Below are 25,363 nucleotides of genomic sequence, written 5' to 3'. Positions count from 1 at the left end.
GGTGCCGCCGTCACGGCGCACCGGTGAGTGGGGTTTGCGTGCTCAGCCCGCGGGATACGGCCAGGCCGCGCGTGCCTGGCGCAGCGCATGCCCGTACCACGCCAGCTGGTCGAGCATGCGTCGCGCCGCACGCTCGCTGGCATCGGCGTCGTGCGGTCGGCCGCCGGCGTCGAAGCGGCTCCAGGCCTGGGTGAAATACACACCGTCGCGGACCGGTGCAGCGTGCAGCCCGCTGAAGACCTGTCGCAACTGCTCCACTGCACGCGAGCCGCCGCTGAGCCCGCCATACGCGACGAAGCCGACCGGCTTCGCATGCCAGTGCGAGGCCACCAGGTCGATCATGTGCTTGAGCGCGGCGGGGTAGCCGTGATTGTACTCCGGCGTGACCACGACGAAGGCATCTGCGCGCCAGATGCGTTGTTGCAGATTCACCAGGTCCACGCTCGATGCGCCCCCGTGCCGATGCGGCAGGTCGAGCATGGCCGGATCGATCGCATCGACGGCGTAGTCGCGGCGCTGCGCCAGCAGGCCGCGCAGCCAGTCGGCCACGGTGTCGCAGAAGCGGCCTTCACGCGTGCTGCCGTACAGCAGGGCGAGGTTGAGGGGTGGCGTCATGCCGGTCCACGTATTGCCAGGGGAGAGGCGGGCAGGGTAGAACCTCAAGCAATCTTGAGGTCAACCCGCCATGCCTGGAAAACAGCATCCGCCCATCGAAACGGAACTCACCGTCGGCCAGGTGGCCGCGCGTTCCGGCGTCGCCGTCTCCACCCTGCACTTCTACGAAGCGAAGGGGCTGATCCACAGTTGGCGCAATGCGGGCAACCAGCGCCGCTATCCACGCGAGGTGCTGCGCCGCGTGGCCGTCATCAAGGTCGCGCAACGCACCGGCATTCCGCTGGCGGAGATCCAGTCCGCGTTGTCCTCATTGCCCGATAACCGCACGCCCACCGCCGCCGACTGGAAGAAGCTCTCCGCGCGCTGGCACGCCGCACTCGAGGCCCGCATTGCCAGCCTCACCCGCTTGCGCGACCAGCTCGACGGTTGCATCGGCTGCGGCTGCCTCTCGTTGAAGGCGTGCCCGTTGCGCAATCCGTGGGACGAACTGGGCGAGGAGGGCCCCGGCGCCCGGTTGCTGGAAGCGGACGGGTAGGCGGCACGGGAGATGTCCTATCCTGCGCGGGCGCCAAGGTCGGCGCCGAAAAGGAGGACGCATGAAAAAGTGGATGCTGTGCTTGTTGCTTGTCGTGGTGTCGCCCGCGTTCACTGCCGCCGCCGCGCCGGCCAGCGAAGCCTCGGTACGCGAGCTGCTGGACGTCACGAAGACGCGCCAGATGCTGGACCAGGTGTATGCCCAGGTGGATGCCATGTACGCCGGCTCGATGCGCCAGGCGTTCGGGGGCACGTTGTCGGCCGAGCAGCAGGCCCGCGTCGACCGGCTCAGCACGCGCATGATGGCGTTGGTGAAGAAGGAGTTGTCCTGGGAGGTGCTGGCGCCGATGTACGTCGACATCTACGGCAAGTCGTTCACCGAGGACGAAGTGCAGGGCATGCTCGCGTTCTATCGGACGCCAGCCGGGCAGGCCGTGGTCGACAAGATGCCGGTGGTCATGCAGCACTCGATGGAGGCGATGCAGTCGCGCATGGGCAGCCTGATGCCCGAGATGCAGAAGCTGCTGGCCGAGGAGCTGGAGAATGCCCAGGCCGAGCCCGAGGCGACGGCACCGCATGGCGGCCACTGAGCACACGGACGGACGGGACCTTGCGCTGTTCGACTTCGATGGCACGCTGACCACGCGCGAGACGTTTCCGGATTTCATGCGCCATGCCGTCGCGCGTTCGCGGCTGCTGATCGGCAGCGTGCTGCTCGCGCCGGTGGTGTTCGGCTACCGGCGTGGCTGGGTGGCGGGCAATCCCACCCGGGCCAGCATCGTGCAGGTGGGACTGCGCGGCGTGGATGCGGAACGCCTGCGCGCGCAGGGCGCAGCCTTCGCGCATGACGTGCTGCCCGGTGTGCTGCGGCCGGAAGCGATGGCGCGCCTGGCGTGGCATCGCGAGCGTGGCGACCGCATCGTGGTCGTCTCGGGTGGGCTGGATGTCTATCTCGCCCCGTGGTGCGCGACACACGGCGTCGACCTGCTGTGCTCGGTGCTGGCCGAGCGGAATGGACGCATTACCGGCTATGCGGGGCCGCAATGCGTCGGCGAAGAAAAGGTGCGCCGCGTGCACGCGCTGTGCGATCCACGGGCGTATGCCGCCATCCATGCCTACGGGGATACGCCTGAAGACCAGGCCATGCTGGCGATGGCGCACCATCGGACGTATCGCGGCAAGGCGGTGGCCTGAATCTGCGTTCCTGTAGGAGCGACGTAAGTCGCGACCGCACGCCATCCGCAACACAGGATCCCGGGCGCGCTCCCGACCTGTCGTCTGGGTGAGCGCAATGCAGGTGCCTGGTGACTCGGGTGATCCGGCCTTGCGGTCGCGACTCGCGTCGCTCCTACAGGGAAGCAGTCAGCCCAGCGGGATCGCGCGCTGCTCCTCGCTGCTCTGCACGCCCGACTCGATCAGGCGCATCACGTCCAGCGCTTCCTGTGTCGTCACCGGGGGCGCGGTGCCCAGCAGGATCGCATCGCGGATGCCGCCGTAGTAGCGGCGATAGTCGCCGGCCTCGGCCTGCGCGACGCCGGCGACGAGGCGGCCTTCGCGTTCGGCCACCCGTTCTCCCGCACGCGTATCCACGCCCCAGCCCGGCGCGCCCGGCACCACGCCGGCACGCAGCTGGTCCTCCTGCACGTCCAGCCCGTGCTTGAGGTAGCTGCCGCGCGTGCCGTGCACCGCGAAGCGCAGGCCGTTGCCGGCGACGAGGGCGGATGCATGCAGGAGGGCACGGTGGTGCGGATAGCGGAGCGTGACGTCGAAGTAGTCGGGTGCGCGCGCGCCGTCGCGCAGGCGGGCGATGTCCGCGGTGATCGCTTCGGGAACACCGAACAGCTGCACTGCCTGGTCCAGCAGGTGCGGGCCCAGGTCGTACCACAGTCCGCCGCCGGGTTCGTCGCGCTCGCGCCAGCGGTCCTGTACGGCGGGGCGGAAGCGGTCGAAGTGCGAGTGGAATTCGGCCACGCGCCCGATCGCACCTTCATCGATCAAACGCTGCACGGTCAGGAAATCCGCATCCCAGCGACGGTTCTGGAACACGCTGACCACGCGCCCCGCGTGCGCTGCGGCCGCCACGACCTCCCGCGCCTCCCGCAGCGTGAGGGTGAACGGTTTGTCCACCACCACGTGCTTGCCCAGGCCGAGCGCCGCGATCGCCAGCGGTGCGTGCGAGTCGTTCGGCGAGGCAATGACCACCAGGTCCACGGCGGGATCCGCGAACGCATCGTGTGCATCGGGAGTGACACGCGTGCGGGGCCAGTCGGCGTGCACCTTGCCGGCGTCGCGCGAAACCACCGTATGCAGCGCGAGGCCGGGCGTGGCCTGGATCAGGGGCGCGTGGAACACCTTGCCCACGAAGCCATAGCCGACCAGCGCGACGTTGAGTGAGTCAGTCATGCGGGCAGTGTCCGGGAGCCAGTGGACATAGTAGGTGCAACACGCGCATTGATCACGCGTCCACCTGCATGAACGTCACGCAACGCTTAACTGAACAGTACGGATCCTCTTCACGTGCGCTGTACCCCCGCGCCCCGACACTCCGAACGCACCACGAAAGGAGAAAGAACCATGAACCATGTACGCACACGTTCGATGTTGACCGCCGCTCTGTCGACGGCCCTGTTGTTCTCCAGCGCCCATGTGCTGGCCGACAATCCGCCCAACGAGCCCGAGGAGAACACGCAGAACGACTCCTCGCAGCCCGTCAATGACACCTGGATCACCACCAAGGTGAAAGCCGACCTGCTGGCCACGGAAAACGTGTCCGGCCTCGATATCAAGGTCGAGACCGTCAATGGCGTGGTGACGCTCACCGGCGCCGTTTCCAACCAGGCGCAGAAGGACAAGGCCATCGCAGTGGCCAAGCAGATCAAGGGCGTTTCCAAGGTTGACGCCAGCGGCCTGACGCTCGCCGCGAAGTAAGCCGCGGTTCCGAGGTGTGGCACGGAGCGGATGTACTCCAGCGTAGGGTGCATCCGCTCCTCTGTTTCTGCCGTATGCCTCCCACCTTTCTCATCCATCGAGGGCGTGACCGATGAACCGCCGACACCTGGGTACGATCACCGTTGCCGCGCTGCTGGCGTGCAGCATGTTCTCCGTGCAGGCTGCCGCGCCCGTCACCTCGGTGCCACAGCTGGACATCTCGCGCTATGCCGGCCAGTGGCATGAGATCGCGCATCTGCCGATGGCATTCCAGAAGCAGTGCGTGGGCGACATCACCGCGCGCTATTCGCTGGATGCGCCGGGGAAGATCGGTGTGCTCAATGCGTGCAGGACGAAGGACGGCAGCATCGACCAGGCCCAGGGCGTGGCACGTCCGGTGGAAGGTCATCCGGGTCGGCTGGAGGTCCGCTTCGCCCCCGAATGGCTGTCATGGCTGCCCTGGGTATGGGCGGACTACTGGGTGATCGCGCTCGACCCGGAATACCAGTGGGCGATGGTGGGCGAACCCGGCCGCGACTACCTGTGGATCCTGTCGCGCGAGCCGTCGATGGAGCGCGCGCAGTTCGAGCAGCTGAAGGCGAAGGCCGAAGCGATGGGGTACGACCTGGCCCCGTTGATCATGGCAGCGCCGCTGAGATAGAGGATGCATGTTGCCGTTGTAGGAGTGACGTGAGTCGCGACCGCGAGAACTGAGGCTCCAGGGAACCTGCGGTAAGCGCGGGGGCACTGGCGCTACAAAGACCATCACACCGTGCAGTCGCGACTTGCGTCGCTCCTACAAAAGCCGAAACGTCAAAGCCTGTGCGTATAGCGGAACTGCAGGAAGTTCTCGCCCGGGTTCGGCTTCTCGATGCGTGCGTTGGAAAAATGCTGGAAGCGCAGCGACCATTCGTGCTGGCGATCCGCGCCGAAGGCCTTGCCCACGGCGATGTGGTCGCCGAAGTTGAAGGTGGTGCCGAACTCTTTCTTCCGCGTGTTGTACTTCGGGAAGATCACGTTCACGCCGATGCCGCCTTCGACGAACCAGCCTTCGCTCCAGCCATTCGGACGCCAGCGCAGCGCGGGCGTGAAGCCGACCTGCGTGCTGTTGTCGCTGTCGCTGTGCCAGCGGCCGATCTCGCCCTGCCACTGGCCGCTGACGTGGCCGTAGCGGTACTGCTTTTCCCAGCGCCAGTCGCGGCTCGCGCCAACGGTCAGCGCGTGCGCGTCCTCGGCGACGCCGCCCTGCACGAACCAGGCCGCGCGCGGCTCGGCGGCGGTGGCGGTACCGGCGGCAAGCGCCAGCAGGCCGGCCACGGACCAGCGGCTCAGCAGGGGAAGGGGGGAGGGGCGACGGGCGCGTGAGGGGGTGACGGCAAGGTTCTGGTTGGACACGGACACACTCGATCAAGGGGAACAAGCCGCGCCCGTGGGCGCGGCGGTACATTTTCCAGGTTGGGTCAGGGCGAGTGAAGGCGACGCGTCAGGCTCAGGGCTGCGCCGCCAACGCGGGGGCCACGTCCTGTTCGCCCCAGCCGCCCAGCGATTTGTAGATCGCCACCACCCCGACATTCACGCCAGCCTCTGCCTGTGCCAGCGCGTCATCGGCGGCCAGCTGGGTACGCTGCGCGTCCAGCAGGGTGAGGAAGTCGGACGAGCCGGCACGATACCGGACTTCGGCCAGTTCTGCTGCACGGCGCGCGGCAACGGATTGTTCCAGCCGGAATTTCAGCTGTGCCTGCTGCTTGGCATAGGACAGCAGTGCGTTTTCCGTTTCCTCCAGGGCACCCAGCACGGTCTTTTCGTACTGCGCCGCCACGCCATCGGCCTGGGCTTCGCTGGCACGCAGGCGTGCGCGCACGCTGCCCATGTCGAATGCGGCCCAGCTGATCGAGGGCGTGACCTGCCAGGCCCGGTTGTCGCCGCTCACCAGGTTGCCCCAGCCGCCGGACAGGAAGCCGATGAAGCCGCGCAGGCTGACCCGCGGGAACAGATCGGCCGTCGCCACGCCGACGCGGGCCGTGGCCGCCGCCAGTCGACGTTCGGCCGCGCGCACGTCGGGGCGCTGGCGCAGCAGTTCGGTGGTGTCGCCGATCGGCAGGGCCTTGGCGAACGCCGGCGCCTCGCGCGGGGCGAGCAATGCGTCCAGTTCACCGGGGCGCTTGCCCACCAGCACGGCGAGCCGATGCCGCGACTGGCCTTCGCTCGCTTCCAGTGCGGGCACGTCGGCTTCCACCGCACGCACGCGCGCCAGGCTGCTCTGCACTTCCAGCTGGCTGCCGGCGCCCAGGTCGAAACGCGATTCGGTCAGGCGCTGGGTGTCGCCCAGCGTCTGCAGAATGCGGCGCGCCACTTCCAGCCGCTTCTGCGTACCGCGCAGTTCGAAGTAGTTGCGTGCCACCTCCGCAGCCACGCTCACCTGCGCGGCCTGCAGGTCATTGCGCTGCGCCTGCAGGTCCGCGTGCGCGGCTTCGGTATTGCGGCGCACGCGACCGAACAGGTCCAGCTCCCACGCGGCATCGAAGCCGGCGGAGTAGCTGTCGGTCTCCACGCGGCCCTGTCCTTCCACGGGCTGCTTGGTGCGCGTGCCTTCCACGCCGGCAGTGACATGCGGGGCCAGGTCCAGGCGGCGTTCGGAGAACACCGCGCGCGCTTCGTTGACGCGCGATATCGCGATGCGTACGTCGGGATTGGCCAGCAGCGAATCGCGCACCAGCTGGTCCAGCACCGGGTCGTCGAACTGGCCCCACCACGTGGCGACCGGATGGTCCGCCACGTAGCCGGCCGATGCCGCATGCTGCAGTGCCGCCGGTGCGGTCTGCGGTGCGGTGTAGTCGGGGCCCACGGTGACGCAGCCGGCGAGCAGCGCGGCTGCCACGCCCAGCGTGAGGGAACGGATCACCATGGCAGCACCTGGTCGAAGTAGAAGTAGCCGCCGGTCGGGCCGTCGTTGCCGATCAGGGCCAGCTGCACGCTGGTGCGCGCGCCTTCCGGCACGGACAGTTCGCCGTTCTGCTGGTCGCCGGACTTGTTCATGTCGGTCTGCACGTAGCCCGGATGGATGGTGTTGACCTTGATGCCGGTGTCCTTCAGCTCGTGCGCCAGGTGCACGGTCCACGCGTTCACCGCGCTCTTGGACACGTTGTAGGCCGGTACGCCCTTGAACTCGTAGATGAAGGAGGCCGGGTTCTGGTGCTCCGAGATCGAGCCCAGCAGGCTGGATACGTTGACGATGCGGCCCGCGTCGGACTTGCGCAGCAGCGGCAGGAAGGCCTGCGTGGTTTCGATCAGGCCGAACACGTTGGTCTCGAACGTGGTGCGCCAGGTCTCCAGCGACTGGCCGGACACGCCCTTGGTCATGTCGTCGACCATGATGCCGGCGTTGTTGACCAGGATGTCGAGCTTGCCGTGGCGCTGTTCGATTTCCTTCACGGCCGCAGCGATGCTGGCCGCGTCGGTAACGTCCAGCGCGATGGCTTCCACCGGCAGGCCCTGGGCCTGCAGGTCGAGCGTGGCTTCGACGGCCTTGTCGCGATTGCGGCCGGCAAGGATCGTGTGCACGCCGGCTTCGGCCAGCTGGCGGACGGTTTCGCGGCCGATGCCGCGGGTGGCGCCGGTGACGAGGGCGATCTTGTTGGATGAAGTGTTCATGGCATTGCCTCGTGAGGGAGGAGAGGAAGCGTCAGTGGGATGCCGTGGCATCGGTGGCCGGCGCATGGGAAACGAGCGGACGGTTGGCCAGCTTGCGCAGGGCCACGTAGAACACCGGGGTCAGGAACAGGCCGAACAGGGTGACGCCCAGCATGCCGGCGAACACCGTGATGCCGGTGATCGAGCGGACTTCGGCGCCGGCACCGCTGGACAGCACCAGCGGCACGGTGCCGGCGATGAAGGCTACCGACGTCATGATGATCGGACGCAGGCGCAGGCGACAGGATTCCAGTGCTGATTCGACGATGCCCTTGCCCTGCAGCTCCAGCTCGCGGGCGAACTCGACGATCAGGATGGCGTTCTTGCACGCCAGGCCCATCAGTACCACCAGGCCCACCTGCACGAACACGTTGTTGTCGCCACCGGCCAGCCACACGCCGAACAGGGCGGACAGCAGCGTCATGGGCACGATCAGGATCACCGCCAGCGGCAGCGTCCAGCTTTCGTACAGCGCGGCCAGCACCAGGAACGCCAGCAGCACGGCCAGCGGGAACACCACCAGCGCCGCGCCGCCCTGCGTCATCTGCTGGTAGCTCAGATCGCTCCAGCCGATGCCCATGCCGGTCGGCAGCACCTGCTGCGCCAGCTCGGTGACCTTGGCCATGGCTTCGCCGGAGGACAGCACGCGCGGATCGGCGTCGCCCAGCAGGTCCGCGGCGGGATACCCGTTGAAGCGGATCACCGGGTCCGGGCCGTAGGTCTGCTTGACGCTGACCATGCTGCCGATCGGCACCATCTCGCCATTGCCGTTGCGGGTACGCAGGTTGGCGATGTCCTCGACGTTGTCGCGGAACGGACCGTCGGCCTGGGCGATCACCTGCCAGGTACGGCCGAACATGTTGAAGTCGTTGACGTAGGCCGAACCGAGGTAGGTCTGCAGCGTGTCGAACAGCTCGGTCAGCGGCACGCCCTGCGCCTTCGCCTTCACCCGGTCGACCTCGGCATCCAGCTGCGGCACGTTGGCCTGGTAGCTGCTGATCGGGAAGCCCAGGCCCGGCGTCTGCGACGCCGCGCCCTGGAACGCCTGCACGGCGTTCTGCAGTTCGCCATAGCCCAGGCGGGTGCGGTCCTCGATGAACAGCGACCAGCCGGAACCATTGCCCAGGCCCTGGATGGGCGGCGGCATGAAGGCGAAAGTGAAGCCTTCCTGGATGGTGGAGAACTTCTGGTTGAGTTCGGCGGTGATCTCCTCGGCAGAACGCGAGCGCTCACCGAAGGGGTCGAGGGTGAAGAAGATCACACCGTTGTTGGGTGTGTTGGTGAACTGCAGCGGGTTGAGGCCCGGGAACGCGATCTCGCTGGCGACGCCGTCGACTTCGTTGGCGAGTGCCGCCATCTTCTTGAGCACGGTGTCGGTACGTTCGATCGAGGCGCCTTCCGGCATCTTCACGCCGGCGATCACGTACAGCTTGTCCTGCACGGGAATGAAGCCCGCCGGCACCGCCTTGAACATGAGGCCCGCACCGATCAGCAGCACCATGTAGACCGCGAACACCGCACCGCGCTTGCCGAGCGCGCGCGACACCGCGCCTTCGTAGCGCTGCGAGCTGCGGTTGAAGAAGCGGTTGAACGGACGGAACAGCCAGCCGAACAGGCGGTCGATCAGCCGCGACGGGCCGTCCTTCGGCGCATGGTGCGATCTCAGCAGCTTGGCGGCCAGCGCCGGCGACAGGGTCAGCGAGTTGATCGCCGAGATGACCGTGGAGATGGCGATGGTGACGGCGAACTGCTTGTAGAACTGGCCGGTCACGCCGGTCAGGAAGGCCATCGGCACGAACACCGCACAGAGCACCAGCGCGATGGCGATGATCGGGCCGGAGACTTCCTTCATTGCCAGGTGGGCCGCTTCCAGCGGCGTGGCGCCGAGTTCGATGTGGCGCTCGACGTTCTCCACCACCACGATGGCGTCGTCCACCACGATGCCGATGGCCAGCACCAGGCCGAACAGGGTCAAGGTGTTGATCGAGTAGCCCAGCAGGTACAGCACGGCGAACGTACCGACCACCGAGACCGGTACCGCCAGCAACGGGATGATGGAAGCGCGCCAGGTCTGCAGGAACAGGATCACCACCAGCACCACCAGCAGGGTGGCTTCCAGCAGGGTCATGACGACGGACTTGATGGAGTCGCGGACGAAGATGGTGGTGTCGTAGATCGACTGGATCTCCACGCCCGGCGGCAGCGTCGGGCGGATCTCGTCCATCTTGGCGACCACGGCGTCGCGGATCTCCAGCGCGTTGGCGCCGGGGGCCTGGAAGATGCCGATTGCCGAGGCGTTCTTGCCGTCCAGGCGGGCGCGCAGCGTGTAGTCGCCTGCCGCCAGTTCGATGCGGGCGACATCGGCCAGGCGCACGATCTCGCCGTCGGTGCCGCTCTTCAGCACGATGTTGCCGAATTCCTCGACGGTTTCCAGACGGCCCTTGGCGTTGATCGGCAGCAGGAAGTCGCTGCCGTTCGGCATCGGCTCGGCACCGAGCTGGCCGGCCGAGACCTGCACGTTCTGTTCGCGCACGGCGCGCAGCACGTCGCCGGCGGTCATGCCGCGGGCGGCCACCTTGTCGGGGTCCAGCCACAGGCGCATCGCGTAGTCGCCGCCGCCGAACTGCTGCGCATCGCCGACGCCCTGGATGCGAGCCAGCTCATCCTTGACGTGCAGGCGCATGTAATTGCGCAGGTACAGCGAATCGTACTTGCCGTCCTTCGAGGTCAGGTGCACGACCATCAGGAACACGGGCGACTGCTTCTGGGTGGTGACGCCCTGCCGGCGCACGTCCTCGGGCAGGCGGGCCTGTGCCTGCGCCACGCGGTTCTGCACGCGCACGGCGGCTTCGTCGGGATCGGTGCCCGGCTTGAAGGTCACCGTCAGCGACAGCACGCCATCCGAGCCGGCGACGGACTTGACGTACATCATGTCCTCGACGCCGTTGATGGCCTCTTCCAGCGGCGTGGCCACGGTTTCGGCGATCACCTTGGGGTTGGCGCCGGGGTAGACCGTACGGACGACGACCGACGGCGGTACCACTTCGGGGTATTCGCCGATCGGCAGCAACGGGATCGAGATCAGGCCGGCGGCGAAGATCACGATCGACAGCACGGCGGCGAAGATCGGCCGGTCGATGAAGAATCTTGAGAAGTCCATGGGTGGATTTCCTGGAAAGAAGAAAGAGCGTCCCCGTCGCCTGCCAGGAAAGTGGCAGGCGTGGGGTCAATCAGGGCGATGCGCGGAGCGTCAGTTCTTGGCGACGGCCTGGGTCGGTGGCGCGTCGGCCGCCCCCATCACCACGGCCTTGGCCTGCACCGGCATGCCGGGGAAGAAGACCTTCTGCACGCCGCTGACGATCACGCGGTCGCCGGCCGACAGGCCCTTCTCCACGATGCGCAGGCCGTCGGCCATGCGGCCGACCTGCACGTCGCGGCGCTGGGCCTTGCCTTCCTTGTCCACCACGTAGACGTACTTGCGGTCCTGATCGGTCAGCACGGCCTTGTCGTCCACCAGCGCGGCCTTGAATTCACCGCTGCCCAGCAGGCGTACGCGGGCATACAGTCCGGGGGTGAAGACGCGGTCGGCGTTGTCCAGCAGCGCGCGGGCGCGGATGGTGCCGGTGCTCCGGTCCACCTGGTTGTCGAGGAAGTCGACCACGCCCGCATGCGGGAAGTCGGTTTCGTCGGCCAGTGCCACCTGCACGGGCACCTTGCCGTCGCGTTCGCTGGGACGCTCGCCGTTGCGGGCCATCTCGGCGTAGCGCAGGAAGGCGCGTTCGTCGGCATCGAAGTGCACGTGCACCTTGTCCAGCGAGACGACGGTCGTCAGCACGCTGGCGGCATCGCCGGCGCTGACCAGGTTGCCGGCGGTGACCAGCGCACGACCGGCGCGGCCATTGATGGGGGCGCGCACCTGGGTCCATTCCAGGTTCAGACGCGCGCTTTCCAGCGCCGCCTGCGCGGCGGCGACATTCGCCTGTGCCTGGTCGGCGTTGGCGCGGCGCTGTTCGTACTCCTCGGTGGACAGGGCCTGCAGGTCGGACAGGCGCTTGGCGCGCGAGGCCTCGCTGCGGCCGAGTTCGGCCAGCGTGCGGGCGCGTGCCAGTTCGGCCTGCGCGCGTGCCAGTTCGGCACGGTAGCTGCGCGCGTCGATGGTGAAGAGAACGTCGCCCTTCTTCACTTCCTGGCCTTCGGTGTAGTTGACGCGATCGATGTAGCCGGACACGCGCGGACGCAGGTCGACGTGCTCGATGGCCTCGACGCGGCCACTGAATTCGTCCCACTGGCTGACCGACTTCACGGGTACGGCCGCGACGCTGACCTCCGGCGGGGGCGGCGCGCCGTGTTCGGCGGCCTGTCCGCTGCAGCCGGCCAGCACGGCAAGGGCGAGCGCACTGAACGCACCCAGCGCCAGCAGACGGCGGGCGCGCGGGGGAGTGGGGAGATTCGTGTTCATGGGTGGTGGTCTCTTGGGGGAGAGGAGGAAACGGGGGCCAAGACTGCGACCTGAAGTCAGGTTGAGGTCAAGCGGCGGATCGGATCGATGCAGGCGGAGACGGAGCGGTGCGTTGCGGCGTGACAGTCAGGCGGATGCGCGGCCATTGCGCCGGGCGCCGGCGACGGCCCACAACGCGTCTTCGAAGTCGCACGCCACGGTCTGCTCCGGCGGCTTCGCGTCGCGCGCGGACCAGGTGACGATGGATTGCGAAGAGCGGCCGGTGCGCGTCAGCAGCGATACCGCGCTGCGTCCGACGGCCAGCGCATCGGGCCATTCCGCGCACGCGTTGATCGCGTTTTCAGGCGTGCAGACCGGCTTGTCCACCGACAGCAGCTGCACGCGCACGCCGAGGGCATGCGCTTCTTCGTGCAGCACCTGCGCCAGCATGCGCATCGCGGCGCCGGTGACCGAGGCATGGCCATAGCCGGACCAGCCGCGCTCCGCATACGGCCCGCCGATCAGCACGTAGTTGGCGGCGGTCTGGCTTTCGGCCAGCACCGGCAGCAGGTGGCGGGCGGCGGCGAGATGCGGGATCAGGTCGGCTTCGAGCTTTTCCAGCAGGAACGATGCCGGGCGATCCAGCAGGCGTCCGCTCTGCAGCGGCGTGCCCATGCTGGCGAACACTGCACGCAGCGGGCGACCACGGTCGCGCACCTGCTCGGCCAGGCGCGCGGCATCGCGGTCGTCGTGGATGCAGGGGGAGTGGATCAGCTCCAGTCCTGGCTCGTCCTCGAAATGTTCCGCCAGCGCACTCATGCGCGGGCCGTCGCGACCGACCGCCAGCACCGGGCTGCCGGCTTCGAGCAGCGCACCGACCACGCCGAATCCGACGTTGCCGCCTGCGCCCAGCACCAGCGCGCCCGGGGTGAGGGTGTCCTTCATCGTGTTCACTGCTTGCTCCGCATCGAAAGCGGTGCGATACGCGCGCTGGCACCGGCCGCCTTCACCCGCAGGCGCAGACGACCGCCATCGGCCAGATGGCGGGGCAGCGTGAACTCGCGGAAGCCGGTGGCCTTGCTTGCGAACGGCAGGTGCACGGCGGACCGACCCGTCGCGGGGGAGGATGACGACGGGTCGGCCGGCCTGCGGAAGCGTTCGGCCAGCGCACGCGCAACGGCACGGAGCCAGCGCATGGCGGCACTCGGAAAGGAAAAAGGCATGGGCGCCAGTCTGGCGACCGGTGCGGTGATCGCGATATCCGGATCCTGTTGCGCGATTGCCTGATCCTGCACGCCCTCGAGGGCGGTGGCCACGAACGCTTGGCAGGTGCCAAGGCGCAGCGCGGGGGTGCTGCGGTCATCGGCACCGGGGGCGACGCCGTTCGTCGGAAGGCGACGGGCTAGTGTCCCGCTCATGGGATGAATCCTCCCGCGACCGGGATAATCCCAGCCAGCGAGGCAAACCCGCCCATGCGGCGTCCACCACCCAGCACGCCACCACGCTGCGACCGCGGCGCGGCCACGTGGCCCGGGAGATCCCGCAACAACAGGCTTTTTCCGCGACGGAAAGCGCGTGGTGCCGGGGCTTCCTGCGGATCTTCGGGGTGTTCCAGGGATTGGAAGAGGCGGGCGAACAGCATGGGGGCGGTACCCGGTGGAGGACGATGGGCGCCACGTTACGCCCCCAATGAGGACTTGATTAGTCCTGATTTAGGGGAATAATCATCCCGTCAGCGGGCCAATGTGCCCTTCGTCCTCTGGAGTCATACGATGAGCCACGATCTCAACGACACCCTGATCTTCGTCAAGGTGGTGGAGCAGGGCAGCTTCATCGCCGCTGCCAATGTGTTGCGCCTGCCCAAGACCACGGTCAGCCGCAAGGTGCAGGAGCTGGAGACGCGCCTCGGCGCGCAACTGCTGCACCGGACCACGCGCAAGCTGGGCCTCACCGAAGCCGGCAACGTCTACTACGAACACTGCCAGCGCATCGCGCGCGAATTGAACGAGGCCGCGAGTGCGGTCAGCCAGCTGCACGCCGGTCCCCGCGGCTGGTTGCGCTTCACCGCGCCGTACTCGATCGGCATCGACAAGATCTCGCCGCTGCTGGGCGAATTCCATGCGCAGTATCCCGAGATCCGCGTGGAGATGGTGCTCGCCAACGACACGCTCGACCTGATCTCCGGCGAGATCGATGTGGCGCTGCGCATAGGCAGCCTGCCGGATTCCAACCTCGTCGCGCGCCGGCTGAGCACCCTGCGCACGCAGGTGTATGCCAGCCCGAAGTACCTGGCGCGTTATGGCGAGCCGCTGCATCCCGACGACCTGCAGCACCATCGCGTGCTGGCCATGCAGAAGCACCGCCGCGGCAACGGGTGGGCGATGACGCTCAGTGATGCGAGCGGCGAGCGCGACTACCCGATCAACCCCATCCTGGTCGCGAACGACCCGGCCGCGCTCAAGGGTGCATTGCTGTGCGGGGAGGGATTGATGCTGGGCGCCGATGTCATGGTGAAGTCGTACCTGGAGCAGGGCCACCTGCAGCGTGTCCTGGCCGGCTGGACCGGGCAGGAGTACGAGTTCAACGCGGTCTTCCCGCGCGGCCACGTGCAATCCCCGAAGGTGCGCGCGTTCGTCGATTTCCTGGTCGAGCGGATGAAGTTCGACGTGGACTACATGATGGAACACTGCCCGGTCTACCTGAAGCAGCAGGCCGAAGCGCGCGCCGCCGCCGGGACGGCGCCCGAGGCCGAAGCCGCGGCAGCGGTGGGGCGCAAGGTGCTGGCCGACGTGCTGAGTTGACGACGGCAGCCGCGCAACGTCGTCCCAACGTTCGTTGCGTCCCGTTGGCGGTTGCGGCTGCCCCCGCGGCTTGCGAACACGAGCAAAGGCAAGCTGGGTCCCGGCGTTCGCCGGGACGACGGTGGATGCGGTCGGGTTCCGGCTAACGATTCCCGAACGCAAGCCGGCGTGCGGCTGGCTAGGATGGAGGCGCATCGCCGGAGCTGGGTTGTCGCGCCATGGATGGACCACCGCACCGCGTCTGCCACCTGACCAGGAATCCGAACGATGAACAAGCTGATGACAGCATCGATGGTGCTGTGCCTCGCGGCCTGCGCGCCATCTGCGCCCGAGGTGGATACCCGGGCCACGCCCGCGGCGGCGCCCGCGCAGGCGGCGGTGGTCAAGACGGCGACACCTCCCGCCGAGGTTGCGGACGATCCTGCGGCGGTCAACCAGACGATCGATGAAGTGCTGGGCGAGCACGCGCGCTATGAAGCCGTGATCCGCCAACTGCAGCAGGCGGTCGCAGCGAACGACGCGGCGGCCGTGGCCGCGCTGGTGGACTATCCGTTCTCCACCGTGCGGGAAGGGCAGCCGATGAAGGTGGCGGATGCCGAAGCGTTCGTGCGCGACTACGACAGGATCATGCTGCCGGCCATCGCCGAGGCCATCACGCGGCAGAAGTATTCGCAGTTGATGGTCAACTACAAGGGCGTGATGTTCGGCAACGGCGAAGCCTGGGTGAACGGCATCTGCAAGGATGACGCATGCAAGGATGTCGACGTGCGCGTGGTGGCGCTGCAGCCGACGTCCTGATCCGATCATCGCCCTTGCGAACTAAGGTCCCTGTAGGAGCGACGCGAGTCGCGACCGCACGGTGTAAGCGCCGGGAGGCGCCCAATCGGCAGGAACAGATCGAATGATGATGTTCCTTTGTTTGTCTTAGTGGGTGCGGCTTACGTGCGCCGATAGCGTGCGGTCGCGACTCGCGTCGCTCCTACAGGGGATTAAGAAAGGGCGGCCAATGGCCGCCCTTCTTCTTGACGCATCGTGCTTCGCTTATTCCACCAGCACATCCACGCGCCGCGCTTCATCGGCATCGCCGCCGCCGGTGGTCTGCGCCGGCTTGTCGAGCGCGATCCGCTCCACCGCCACGCCATTGACCACCAGCCATTGCTGGATGGCCTCGGCGCGCTGCTTCGCCAGCGCCTCGTTCGCAGCGGCATCGCCACTGGCATCGTGGAAGCCGGACACGCGGACACGCTTGCCCGGATCGGCACCGAGCGTGCCCAGCACGCCGGCCATCCGCGCGCTGGTATCCGAGGGCACCACCGCCGATCCGCTGTCGAACAGGATGCGCGCACTGCGTCCGTCCACCACCTCACCGGCGGCCATCGGCGCGGCATGCGCGGCGACCTCCGTCGACGTGGCGCTGCCCAGCCAGCCATTGACCGGCAGCACCGGCACCAGCAGCAGCGCGACGATGTTGATGATCTTGATCAGCGGATTGATCGCGGGGCCGGCGGTGTCCTTGTAGGGGTCACCGACCGTGTCGCCGGTGACGGCGGCCTTGTGCGCCTCGCTGCCCTTGCCGCCATGGTGGCCGTCCTCGATGTACTTCTTGGCGTTGTCCCACGCACCGCCGCCGGTGGTCATCGAGATGGCCACGAACAGGCCGGTGACGATGGTGCCGATCAACAGGCCACCCAGCGCCTGCGGTCCCAGCAGCAGGCCGACGATGATCGGCACGATCACCGGCAGCAGCGATGGCACGATCATTTCCTTGATCGCCGACTTGGTCAGCATGTCCACGGCCTTGCTGTAGTCCGGCTTGCCGGTGCCCGCCATGATCCCGGGGATCTCGCGGAATTGCCGGCGCACTTCCTCCACCACGCTGCCCGCCGCGCGGCCCACGGCTTCCATCGCCATCGCGCCGAACAGGTACGGGATCAGGCCGCCGATCAGCAGGCCGACGATCACCAGGTGGTTGGACAGGTCGAAGGTGAACACCGTGCCGGGGTGCGCGGTCTGCAGGTTGTGCGTGTAATCGGCGAACAGCACCAGCGCGGCCAGTGCGGCCGAACCGATCGCATAACCCTTGGTCACCGCCTTGGTGGTGTTGCCCACCGCGTCCAGCGGATCGGTGATGGCACGGATTTCCGGCGGCAGTTCCGCCATTTCCGCGATGCCACCGGCGTTGTCGGTGATGGGGCCGTAGGCGTCCAGCGCCACGATCATGCCGGCCATCGACAGCATCGCCGTCGCGGCGATGGCGATGCCGTACAGCCCGCCCAGCGCATACGCACCGAGGATGGCGGCGCACACCGCCACCACCGGCCATGCGGTGGAGCGCATCGATACGCCCAGGCCGGCGATGATGTTGGTGCCGTGCCCGGTGGTGGATGCAGCGGCCACGTGCTTGACCGGCGCGTACTGCGTGCCGGTGTAGTACTCGGTGATCCACACGATCACACCGGTCAGCACCAGTCCGACCAGCGCGCAGAAGTACAGGTTCATTGCCCCGTAGCTGGAATCGGCCATCAGCTGCGTGGTGATGGGGTAGAACGCGACGGCCGCCAGCACCGCCGACACGATCACGCCCTTGTACAGCGCGCCCATGATGGAGCCGCCTGCCTTCACCTTGACGAAGAAGGCGCCGATGATCGAGGCGATGATCGACACGCCACCGAGCACCAGGGGATACAGCACGGCGTTCTCGCCGGCCTGCGCCGCCATCAGGCTGCCCAGCAGCATGGTGGCGATGATGGTGACCGCGTAGGTCTCGAACAGGTCGGCCGCCATGCCGGCGCAGTCGCCGACGTTGTCGCCGACGTTGTCGGCGATCACGGCGGGGTTGCGCGGATCGTCTTCGGGAATGCCCGCTTCCACCTTGCCCACCAGGTCCGCGCCGACGTCGGCGCCCTTGGTGAAGATGCCGCCGCCCAGGCGCGCGAAGATCGAGATCAGCGACGAGCCGAAGGCCAGGCCGATCAACGCATGCAGCGCTTCGGCCTCGGTGTAGCCCATGTGCAGGTGGAGCACCGCGAAGTAGCCGACCACGCCCAGCAGGCCCAGGCCGACCACCAGCATGCCGGTGATGGCGCCGCCCTTGAAGGCCACGTCCATCGCCGCGCTGATGCCCTTTCTCGCCGCTTCGGCAGTGCGTACGTTGGCGCGCACCGAGACGTTCATGCCGATGTAGCCTGCCGCGCCGGACAGCACGGCGCCGATCAGGAAGCCGATGGCGCTGGCCCAGGAAAGGAAGAAACCGATCAGCACGAACAGCACGATGCCGGCGATGCCGATGGTGGTGTACTGCCGGTTGAGGTAGGCGCTGGCGCCCTCCTGCACGGCCGCCGCGATTTCCTGCATGCGGGCATTGCCCGCGGGCTGTTTCATGATCCAGCGCGCAGCCACCACGCCGTAGATGATCGCCACGCCGGCGCAGATCAGCGCCAGCGTCAAACCGTGTTGTTCCAGCATGACCCCTCCCAAGGTTGATGGATGTCGTCCAGCAGAACGCTTGAACACGCAACCCAATCCCGGTGGAGCCTGTTGAACGATTGAGCGCACTCGACCGCTGCGATGGACTGCAGCACGAAACCCTTGTTCAGACATCCCTGGAGCTGGCCCGAGTATGACCGGATGCGATGCGTGCCGCCAGCGGTGACGGGCCGGTTCAGGCATTCCGTGCCAGCCTTTCGCCCCCGATCCTGTTTTCGCATCCGTTTCAAGGAGTTGCCATGCGCCAGACCGTCGCACTACCGTTGTTCGCCGTCTGCCTCGCACTGGCGCTGCCCGCACAGGCGGCCGATCCGGCGCCCGAGATCCAGCGTCCTGCCGGCGCGCCGCAGGCGGTCGGTGCGGTGCACAGCCTGCGGCAGATCCCCGAGGCCTGCGCGCGGCTGGAAGGCGCCTTCACCGGCGACGCGACGCAGCCTTATCACTATGCCCCGGTGCGAACGAGTCCGCAGTGCCAGCCGCGCGCGCGCTTCATCGATTTCGACAAAGCGAAGCCATCGGTCGCGACAGGCTGGAAACTCAATGACGTGATCCGCGTGCCGAGCGCCGCGTGTCCCTCGCAACAGGCGGTCGTGCGTGTGTGGCGCAAGCCCGGCAGCGCCGCGCCGCCGCCGCTGGATGGACAGGGCCAGTCGCGCATCTACCTGCAGGAAGCGAAGCAGCAGGCAGGCGCTGCGGCACAGGCGCCGTCGCTGACGGTGTATGCGGCGAAGCTTGAGGTGGAAGGCAAGGCCTGCAAATAAGGACGGCGACGATCTCCCTGGGGGAGACCGTCGCCGCGGGGTCCGCTTCCGCGCTTACTTCTTCGCGGGCTTGAGCTCTTTCGCCATGCCGTTGAAGGCGGCCTCGTCGGAAGGCGACAGGTTCGGGCGACCGGCCATGAAGCCCATCGTGATCGAGCCAAGCACGTAGTAGGTCTCGCCTGCTTCCACTTCCAGTGTCAGCACGTCCTTGGCTTCGGAGTGCACGGTGTACTGATGGGTGCCCGGCGCGACGGAGGCGACGAAGTACGTGCCGCTGCTGAGCTTGCCGAGCTCCGTTTCGCCTTCGCGGACCTTGTACTTCACCGCGGCGCCGGCGAATTTCTTCTCGCGGAAGAACACGATCTGGCCCATGCCTTCGGACGGTGCGCCGATCAGGCTGTCGCCCGCTGCCGGCGCAGGCGCGGGCGCTGCCTCGGGTGCTTCCGTGGCGGCAGGCGCAGCGGCCTCCTGCGATTGGGCGTGGCCGGCCGCCATCGGCAGCAGCAGGGCGAGGCAGAGCAGCGAACGGTTCAACGGATGACGCATGGGTTACTCCTGTGTGTCGGGTGGTTTCGGGGTGGAGGGGATGTCGGGCATCGAGGGCGTCGGGGCCGCCGCGTCTGGCGCGATGCCGCTCGTGGTGGCTTCCGTGGAAAAGGAGCCGGCCAGCTTGGCCGTCGCCGTCGTCAGCGCGGGTATTTCGATTTCCTTGCCGTGGATGAAGTGCGCGAAGGGTCCGATGCCCAGCGACGCGCCCAGTGCGGCGCCGCTGGTGTCGCGTCCTGCACCGCCCAGCTTGAAGCCGCGCAGCCGGATGGTGTGGTCGCCGATCTGGAGGCGCCGCGCCGCGAGGATGAGTTCGCCGGGTTTGCCTCCACCGCGCGAGGGCTCGGCATGCACGATCTCGCCGGTGCCTTCGATGCCGGCGGGGATCACGACCGCATCGTCCACGACCACCGGTTCCTTCAGGCGCAGACGGAAGGCGTCGCCGCGGTGGGCGTGCGCGGAACTGATGGGGTCGAGTATCTCGATGACGAGCAGCGTGCCATCAGGCAGTACGCAGCACGCAGGCTGCGCTGCTTCACCGCTGACGGGAGCAGGTGGCACCGGCGCGTCCTGCGCGCCGCACGGCAAGGCGCACAGTACCGCGAGCAGGCCCGCGGCCACGCATGTCCATTGTCTTAGCATGTTCCCCCCTGGCGGCAACGCTAGCGCAACAGAAGGGGGTCGCCAAGCGGGGGAAGCGGCCATTCCGTGGCCAGGGCCGGGTGCCGCAGGCGCCCGCTACGAAGCGGCAGGGGTACCCTGGTGATAGGACAGCTGCCAGCCGAGCGCGGTATGTCGCCACACCGACATGCGCAGCGCGGCACTGTGCCGTGTGCCGTCGCCAGCGATTCCGTGCGAGGCGAAGTGCAGCAACGCCACGCGGTCCGAGAGCCGCTCGATGCGGTGATCGTAGGCGAGGACGCGGGGCGGAGACGGGCGATCGGCGAGAAAGTCGATGACGGTCTGCCGCGTGTAGCGCGTGCCCGAACGGCCCACCTCATGGAAGTCGGCATGCAACAGGCGCTCCAGCCGTTCGCGCGTGCAGGTCACGCCGGGGTGATGGAGTTCGGATTCGAGGGCCGACAGTTCGGCGAGCAGATCATCCATCGGGCCATGCTAGCGCGAGGAGACGGCGGTCAGGACGTTGTGCGCAGGGTGGAGCTTGCCGCGTCCTTGTGCGCGAGATACTGCCCGAAACGGTAGCCGGCGCCTGCTACAGCGAGCCCGATGGCGACGGCAAGCAGTCCGATGAGCACTTTGCGGAACATGGGAGCACCCGGTGGCGTGGCGACGGATCCACGCTAGCACCACCGCGCAAGCCGCGACGGTGCCTGAAGTCATCCTGCCTTGATGCTGGCGCCGCGTTCGGCCAGCAGCGCGCGCAGCACCGACCGGTGGCAGTGTGCTTCGTCCTCGCAGTAGCAGCCGACCGAGAAGTCGCTGCCGTGCGACAGCGCGGCGAGCAGGTCCAGCGTGCGGGCATTGTCGGGCACGGCCATCTCGGCGCGATACTTCCTGGCGAAGGCAGCCCAGGCCTTGGGTGTCGTCGCCTCCTGCGCCTGCTTCACCAGCTCCGTGCTGGGCGCGAGATTGGGATACCAGACGTCGTACCAGTCCTGCGCCGCGAACTCCGCCTTCGGCACGCCACGTGGCGGCCTGCGCACCGTGCCGATGCGCAGGCCTTCGTCCTTCGCGCGCGGACTGCCAAGCCGGACGATGCGCAGCGTCACGCGTCCGTCAGCCTTCCCACGCCGGCAGTTTCTTCTTCACCGCCACGTTTTTCAGCGCGACGTACTTGGGCAGGCCGTCGGTGCCATAGGGCGGATAGGCTTCGCCGCGGATCAGCGGCTGCAGGTACTTCCGCGCGGCGGGCGTGATGCCGTACCCGTCCTTGCGGATGAAGCCCGGCGGGAATTTCTTCTCGTGGTTGGCCACCTTCGACAGCGGCGCGGCCTCGATCTTCCAGCGGAACGGTGCGTCGGACGTGCGCACGATCACCGGCATCACCGCGTTCTGTCCCTTGAGCGCGAACTGCACGGCGGCCTTGCCCACCGCCTGCGCCTGCTCCCAATCGGTCTTCGAGGCGATGTGGCGCGCCGACCGCTGCAGGTAGTCGGGCAGGGTCCAGTGCACTTTCAGGCCCAACTGGTCCTTCACCCGGCCCGCCAGGTAGGACGCCACGCCACCGAGCTGCGTATGGCCGAACGAGTCCTTGCCCCCGCCGGCATCGGCGACGAAGCGGCCATCGGCATGCTGGATGCCTTCGCTGGCCACCACCACGCACCAGCCCACGCGGTCGACGACCTTCTTCACCTGCGCGAGGAACTGCGTCTCGTCATAGGCGCGCTCCGGGAACAGGATGATGTGCGGCGCCTCGTCGGGCGACTGGCCGGCCATGCCCGCCGCCGCGGCCAGCCATCCGGCGTGCCGGCCCATGGCCTCGTAGACGAAGACCTTGGTGGAGGTTTCCGCCATCGCCGCCACGTCCAGCGCGGCTTCCCGCACGGAGACCGCCGTGTACTTCGCCGCCGAGCCGAAGCCGGGGCAGGTATCGGTGACAGCCAGGTCGTTGTCGACCGTCTTCGGCACGCCGATGCAGGTCAGCGGGTAGTCGAACGCCTGCGCCAGCTGCGAGACCTTCCACGCCGTGTCGGCCGAATCGTTGCCGCCGTTGTAGAGGAACCAGCGCACGTCGTGCGCCTTCAGCACGGCCAGCAGGCGCTCGTACTTCGCGCGGTCGGCCTCCAGCGATTTCAGCTTCACGCGGCAGCTGCCGAAGGCACCGCCCGGCGTGTGGGCCAGGGCGCGGATGGCGGCGGCCGACTCCTTGCTGGTGTCGATCAACTCCTCGCGCAGGGCGCCGAGGATGCCGTTGCGTGCCGCCAAGACCTTGATTTTCCGGGCCCGCGCTTCGGTGATGACCGCCGATGCGGAGGCGTTGATGACGGCGGTGACACCGCCGGACTGCGCATAAAGTAGGGTGCCAGATGCCATGTGGGGTTCGTTCCGGGTTGCCGGGATGCGGTAAGCTTCACACAGATGACGCGGTGCAGCGCGGCGCCCGGCGCCCGGCGCGGTCCACCGCTCGCAGGATTCCAGTTTGGGAGTTACAGCATGCGATTGGTTCTACTGGGCCCACCCGGGTCGGGCAAGGGCACTCAGGCGGCGCGCCTGAAGGACTACCTGCAGGTACCACACATCTCCACCGGCGACCTTCTGCGCGCCGAAGTGGCCGCCGGCAGCCCGCTGGGCCTGCAGGCCAAGGAAATCATGGCGCGCGGCGACTTCGTCAGCGACGACATCCTGCTCGGCATGCTGGAAGACCGCTTCGCACGCCCCGACACCGCCAACGGTTTCATCCTGGACGGCTATCCGCGCAACCAGGCCCAGGCCGATGCGCTGGGCACGTTGCTGGCCCGGCTTGGCCAGCCCATGGACTATGCGGTGCAACTGGAAGTGCCGGCCGACCTGCTGGTCGAACGCATCGCCGGCCGTGCCGCCGCCGAAGGCCGCGACGATGACACGCCCGAGGTGGTGCGCAACCGCCTGGACAAATACACCACCCAGACCGCGCCGGTGATCGATTACTACCGCCAGCACGGCCAGCTGACCGTGGTGGACGGCGTGGGTTCGCTGGACGAGGTGTTCACCCGCATCACCGAGGCGCTGGCACCGGCCAAGGAAGTGGGCTGACGTCCCCGCATTCCCGGACGCGACTCCACGAAGCCCCGCCATGCGGGGCTTCTTCGTTGAGGGCTGTGATGGCGGGCATCGCGGGCCGCAGGGGCCGGCTGTTATGGTCCGGGTCCCGAGGGGACGCCCGGAGTCGTCGATGAAGCGCATCGCCTGCCTGCTGCTTGCCAGCCTGCTCACCGCATCGGCCGCCGAAGCCAGGGACTTCCTGCGCGCGCAGGGCACGCAGATCGTCAACGAGGCGGGCAGGCCGGTGATCCTGCGCGGGATGGGGCTGGGCGGCTGGATGCTGCAGGAAGGCTACATGCTGGACATCGACGGCACGGGCACGCAGCGCAGCATCCATGCGCGCATCGCCGAGCTGATCGGGCCGGAGAAGGCCGATGCCTTCTACCAGGCCTGGCGAGACAACCACACCACCAAGGCCGACATCGACGCGATGGCGCGCTGGGGGTTCAACTCCGTGCGCCTGCCGATGCACTACGCGCTGTACACGCTGCCGGTGGAACAGGAGCCGGTCGCCGGCCGGCAGACCTGGGTGGAAGAAGGCTTCCGCCGTACCGACGAACTGCTGGCCTGGGCCAAGGCCAATGATCTGTACCTGATCCTCGACCTGCACGCCGCGCCCGGCGGGCAGGGCAACGACAACAACATCGCCGACCGCGATCCCACGCAGCCCTCGCTGTGGGACGACCCGCGCCACCAGGACAAGATGGTGGCACTGTGGAAGAAGCTGGCGCAGCGCTACAGGGACGAGCCGTACATCGCCGCGTACGACATCATCAACGAGCCCAACTGGGGCTTCGCCGACAAGGCCGACAGCAACGGCTGCAAGGAAGACGGCAACGCGCCGTTGAAGGACCTGCTGGTCCGCACCACGCGCGCGATCCGCGAGGTGGACAAACGCCACATCATCGTCATCGAGGGCAACTGCTGGGGCAACAACTACCGCGGCGTGCTCGACGACGGCCCGTGGGACGACAACCTGGTGATCAGCTTCCACAAGTACTGGAACGTCACCACGCGCGAGAGCATCGCCGACCTGCTGGCGCTGCGCGACAGGCACCGCATGCCCCTGTGGCTGGGCGAAACCGGTGAGAACTCCAACGACTGGTTCGCCCGCACCGTGGCCCTTGTCGAAGGCGAGGGCATCGGCTGGGCGTGGTGGCCGCTGAAGAAGATCCGCTACAACAACCCGCTGCAGGTGGTGCCGAACGACGGTTATCGCCGGGTGCTTGCGTACTGGAAGGGCGAGGGTCCGCGTCCGTCCTCGGAGGAGGCAGAAGCGGCGCTCATGCACCTCGCCCGCGAGGACGTGCGCTACGAAAACAACGTGCAGCATCCGGACGTGATCGATGCGTTGTTCCGCGCGCCGCATTCGGACCAGTCGGTGCCGTTCAAGGCGCACGCGATCGGTGCGCAGGGCGGCATCATCGCGGCGGTCGATTTCGACATGGGCCGCAACGGCGTGGCCTACCACGATCTCACGCCGGCCAATCACCATATCTCCGACGGTGGCGAGCGCGTGGTGTGGAACCCGGCCATGACCTACCGCAACGACGGTGTCGACCTGGGCAAGGGCGACGACGGTGCACTCCATGTGGCGGGCATGCGACGCGGCGAGTGGCTCAAATACACCTTCGATGCCGGTGCCGGCGGCCATTATCGGCTGGCGCTGGACGGGCGCGGCACGGGCCGTGTCTCGCTGGTGCTCAACGGGGTACCGGTGAAGGCCGCCGAACGCGCCCGCGGATTCCGTGCGCTGCGACTCGCACCCGGGCGCAACACGCTGGTAGTGAAGGCCGAGAGCGATGGCCTGGATCTGCAGGCCCTGCATTTTTCCCGCTGAACCCGCGTCACGTCCACGCCTT

At 67.7% G+C, this 25,363-nt stretch carries 26 protein-coding genes and 1 pseudogene; 10 read left to right on the top strand and 17 right to left on the bottom strand.

Annotation, left to right across the window (positions count from 1 at the left end; genetic code table 11):
- Positions 1-42: 42 nt before the first annotated feature.
- Positions 43-615: an NADPH-dependent FMN reductase gene (locus ACIPRS_RS09080; protein WP_337731659.1), complete on the bottom strand. Its 573-nt coding sequence runs from the start codon at positions 613-615 to the stop codon at positions 43-45.
- Positions 616-685: 70 nt separating this feature from the next.
- Here ACIPRS_RS09080 and soxR point away from each other — a divergent pair, with 70 nt between their 5' ends.
- The 3 genes from soxR (at position 686) to ACIPRS_RS09065 (ending at position 2,343) form a co-directional block, all read left to right on the top strand.
- Positions 686-1,150, top strand: coding sequence for a redox-sensitive transcriptional activator SoxR (gene soxR, locus ACIPRS_RS09075; RefSeq protein WP_192202184.1), 465 nt, complete (start codon positions 686-688; stop codon positions 1,148-1,150).
- 61 nt (positions 1,151-1,211) lie between these two features.
- Positions 1,212-1,739 (top strand): DUF2059 domain-containing protein, encoded by a 528-nt coding sequence (locus ACIPRS_RS09070; RefSeq protein ID WP_337731658.1) that lies wholly within the window; start codon positions 1,212-1,214, stop codon positions 1,737-1,739.
- Positions 1,726-2,343 (top strand): HAD family hydrolase, encoded by a 618-nt coding sequence (locus tag ACIPRS_RS09065; RefSeq protein WP_337731657.1) that lies wholly within the window; start codon positions 1,726-1,728, stop codon positions 2,341-2,343. The genes ACIPRS_RS09070 and ACIPRS_RS09065 overlap by 14 nt, the downstream gene beginning before the upstream one ends.
- 168 nt (positions 2,344-2,511) lie before the next feature.
- Here the strand turns inward: ACIPRS_RS09065 and ACIPRS_RS09060 are convergent, their stop codons facing one another.
- Positions 2,512-3,552 carry an oxidoreductase gene (locus ACIPRS_RS09060; RefSeq protein ID WP_446538321.1) on the bottom strand — a complete coding sequence of 347 codons (1,041 nt, stop codon included), beginning with the start codon at positions 3,550-3,552 and terminating at the stop codon, positions 2,512-2,514.
- 171 nt (positions 3,553-3,723) lie between these two features.
- Here ACIPRS_RS09060 and ACIPRS_RS09055 point away from each other — a divergent pair, with 171 nt between their 5' ends.
- Entirely contained in the window at positions 3,724-4,077 is a 354-nt protein-coding gene (locus ACIPRS_RS09055) for a BON domain-containing protein (protein WP_337731655.1), read from the top strand.
- A 112-nt stretch (positions 4,078-4,189) separates the two neighbouring features.
- Complete coding sequence (locus tag ACIPRS_RS09050) at positions 4,190-4,738, top strand: lipocalin family protein (protein ID WP_446538320.1); 549 nt, start codon at positions 4,190-4,192, stop codon at positions 4,736-4,738.
- A 152-nt stretch (positions 4,739-4,890) separates the two neighbouring features.
- Here ACIPRS_RS09050 and ACIPRS_RS09045 read toward each other — a convergent pair whose 3' ends face one another.
- The 7 genes from ACIPRS_RS09045 to ACIPRS_RS09015 form a co-directional block, all read right to left on the bottom strand.
- A complete protein-coding gene (locus ACIPRS_RS09045; RefSeq protein WP_446538319.1) occupies positions 4,891-5,472 on the bottom strand; it encodes an acyloxyacyl hydrolase in 582 nt (193 codons plus the stop codon).
- Positions 5,473-5,566: 94 nt separating this feature from the next.
- Entirely contained in the window at positions 5,567-6,982 is a 1,416-nt protein-coding gene (locus ACIPRS_RS09040) for an efflux transporter outer membrane subunit (RefSeq protein WP_337731652.1), read from the bottom strand.
- A complete protein-coding gene (locus ACIPRS_RS09035; RefSeq protein ID WP_337731651.1) occupies positions 6,976-7,728 on the bottom strand; it encodes an SDR family oxidoreductase in 753 nt (250 codons plus the stop codon). Before ACIPRS_RS09035 ends, ACIPRS_RS09040 begins: the two co-directional genes overlap by 7 nt.
- Positions 7,729-7,759: 31 nt before the next feature.
- On the bottom strand, positions 7,760-10,927 hold the full coding sequence (locus ACIPRS_RS09030; protein ID WP_446538318.1) for an efflux RND transporter permease subunit: 3,168 nt from the start codon (positions 10,925-10,927) through the stop codon (positions 7,760-7,762).
- Between the two features lie 90 nt (positions 10,928-11,017).
- The gene (locus tag ACIPRS_RS09025) at positions 11,018-12,226 is read right to left on the bottom strand and encodes an efflux RND transporter periplasmic adaptor subunit (RefSeq protein WP_446538317.1); all 1,209 of its coding nucleotides are present in this window, start codon (positions 12,224-12,226) and stop codon (positions 11,018-11,020) included.
- Between the two features lie 126 nt (positions 12,227-12,352).
- Positions 12,353-13,150, bottom strand: coding sequence for an SDR family NAD(P)-dependent oxidoreductase (locus tag ACIPRS_RS09020; RefSeq protein ID WP_337731922.1), 798 nt, complete (start codon positions 13,148-13,150; stop codon positions 12,353-12,355).
- Between the two features lie 5 nt (positions 13,151-13,155).
- Positions 13,156-13,623, bottom strand: coding sequence for a hypothetical protein (locus tag ACIPRS_RS09015; RefSeq protein WP_446538316.1), 468 nt, complete (start codon positions 13,621-13,623; stop codon positions 13,156-13,158).
- A 354-nt stretch (positions 13,624-13,977) separates the two neighbouring features.
- Between ACIPRS_RS09015 and ACIPRS_RS09010 the strand changes: the two genes are divergently transcribed.
- On the top strand, positions 13,978-15,006 hold the full coding sequence (locus tag ACIPRS_RS09010) for a LysR family transcriptional regulator (protein WP_337731646.1): 1,029 nt from the start codon (positions 13,978-13,980) through the stop codon (positions 15,004-15,006).
- 267 nt (positions 15,007-15,273) lie between these two features.
- Positions 15,274-15,804 carry a hypothetical protein gene (locus ACIPRS_RS09005; RefSeq protein ID WP_446538315.1) on the top strand — a complete coding sequence of 177 codons (531 nt, stop codon included), beginning with the start codon at positions 15,274-15,276 and terminating at the stop codon, positions 15,802-15,804.
- A 243-nt stretch (positions 15,805-16,047) separates the two neighbouring features.
- On the opposite strand, the gene ACIPRS_RS09000 is transcribed toward ACIPRS_RS09005, so the two are convergent.
- Both ACIPRS_RS09000 and ACIPRS_RS08995 read right to left on the bottom strand, forming a co-directional pair.
- On the bottom strand, positions 16,048-16,383 hold the full coding sequence (locus ACIPRS_RS09000; RefSeq protein ID WP_446538452.1) for an OmpA family protein: 336 nt from the start codon (positions 16,381-16,383) through the stop codon (positions 16,048-16,050).
- 60 nt (positions 16,384-16,443) lie between these two features.
- Positions 16,444-18,471: pseudogene (locus ACIPRS_RS08995) on the bottom strand (sodium-translocating pyrophosphatase); the annotation flags it as partial.
- Between the two features lie 260 nt (positions 18,472-18,731).
- On the opposite strand from ACIPRS_RS08995, the gene ACIPRS_RS08990 reads away from it, so the two are divergent.
- Positions 18,732-19,253 (top strand): hypothetical protein, encoded by a 522-nt coding sequence (locus tag ACIPRS_RS08990; RefSeq protein ID WP_446538314.1) that lies wholly within the window; start codon positions 18,732-18,734, stop codon positions 19,251-19,253.
- A gap of 54 nt (positions 19,254-19,307) precedes the next feature.
- Here the strand turns inward: ACIPRS_RS08990 and ACIPRS_RS08985 are convergent, their stop codons facing one another.
- From ACIPRS_RS08985 to ACIPRS_RS08960, 6 genes are all read right to left on the bottom strand, one after another.
- Complete coding sequence (locus tag ACIPRS_RS08985; protein ID WP_192202167.1) at positions 19,308-19,799, bottom strand: DUF2846 domain-containing protein; 492 nt, start codon at positions 19,797-19,799, stop codon at positions 19,308-19,310.
- 3 nt (positions 19,800-19,802) lie between these two features.
- A complete protein-coding gene (locus tag ACIPRS_RS08980; protein WP_446538313.1) occupies positions 19,803-20,420 on the bottom strand; it encodes a hypothetical protein in 618 nt (205 codons plus the stop codon).
- A gap of 117 nt (positions 20,421-20,537) precedes the next feature.
- On the bottom strand, positions 20,538-20,906 hold the full coding sequence (locus ACIPRS_RS08975; protein ID WP_446538312.1) for a nuclear transport factor 2 family protein: 369 nt from the start codon (positions 20,904-20,906) through the stop codon (positions 20,538-20,540).
- 29 nt (positions 20,907-20,935) lie between these two features.
- Positions 20,936-21,067: a hypothetical protein gene (locus tag ACIPRS_RS08970; protein ID WP_446538311.1), complete on the bottom strand. Its 132-nt coding sequence runs from the start codon at positions 21,065-21,067 to the stop codon at positions 20,936-20,938.
- 69 nt (positions 21,068-21,136) lie between these two features.
- Entirely contained in the window at positions 21,137-21,529 is a 393-nt protein-coding gene (locus tag ACIPRS_RS08965; RefSeq protein WP_446538310.1) for a DUF488 domain-containing protein, read from the bottom strand.
- A gap of 7 nt (positions 21,530-21,536) precedes the next feature.
- A complete protein-coding gene (locus ACIPRS_RS08960; RefSeq protein WP_446538309.1) occupies positions 21,537-22,793 on the bottom strand; it encodes a 6-phosphofructokinase in 1,257 nt (418 codons plus the stop codon).
- Between the two features lie 120 nt (positions 22,794-22,913).
- On the opposite strand from ACIPRS_RS08960, the gene ACIPRS_RS08955 reads away from it, so the two are divergent.
- The gene (locus tag ACIPRS_RS08955; RefSeq protein ID WP_142125568.1) at positions 22,914-23,492 is read left to right on the top strand and encodes an adenylate kinase; all 579 of its coding nucleotides are present in this window, start codon (positions 22,914-22,916) and stop codon (positions 23,490-23,492) included.
- Between the two features lie 139 nt (positions 23,493-23,631).
- A complete protein-coding gene (locus tag ACIPRS_RS08950) occupies positions 23,632-25,341 on the top strand; it encodes a cellulase family glycosylhydrolase (RefSeq protein WP_446538308.1) in 1,710 nt (569 codons plus the stop codon).
- The last annotated feature ends 22 nt before the right edge of the window (positions 25,342-25,363 follow it).

Source organism: Pseudoxanthomonas sp. LARHCG66 (genome assembly GCF_052871755.1).
This window is presented reverse-complemented; position numbering and strand designations above follow the sequence as displayed.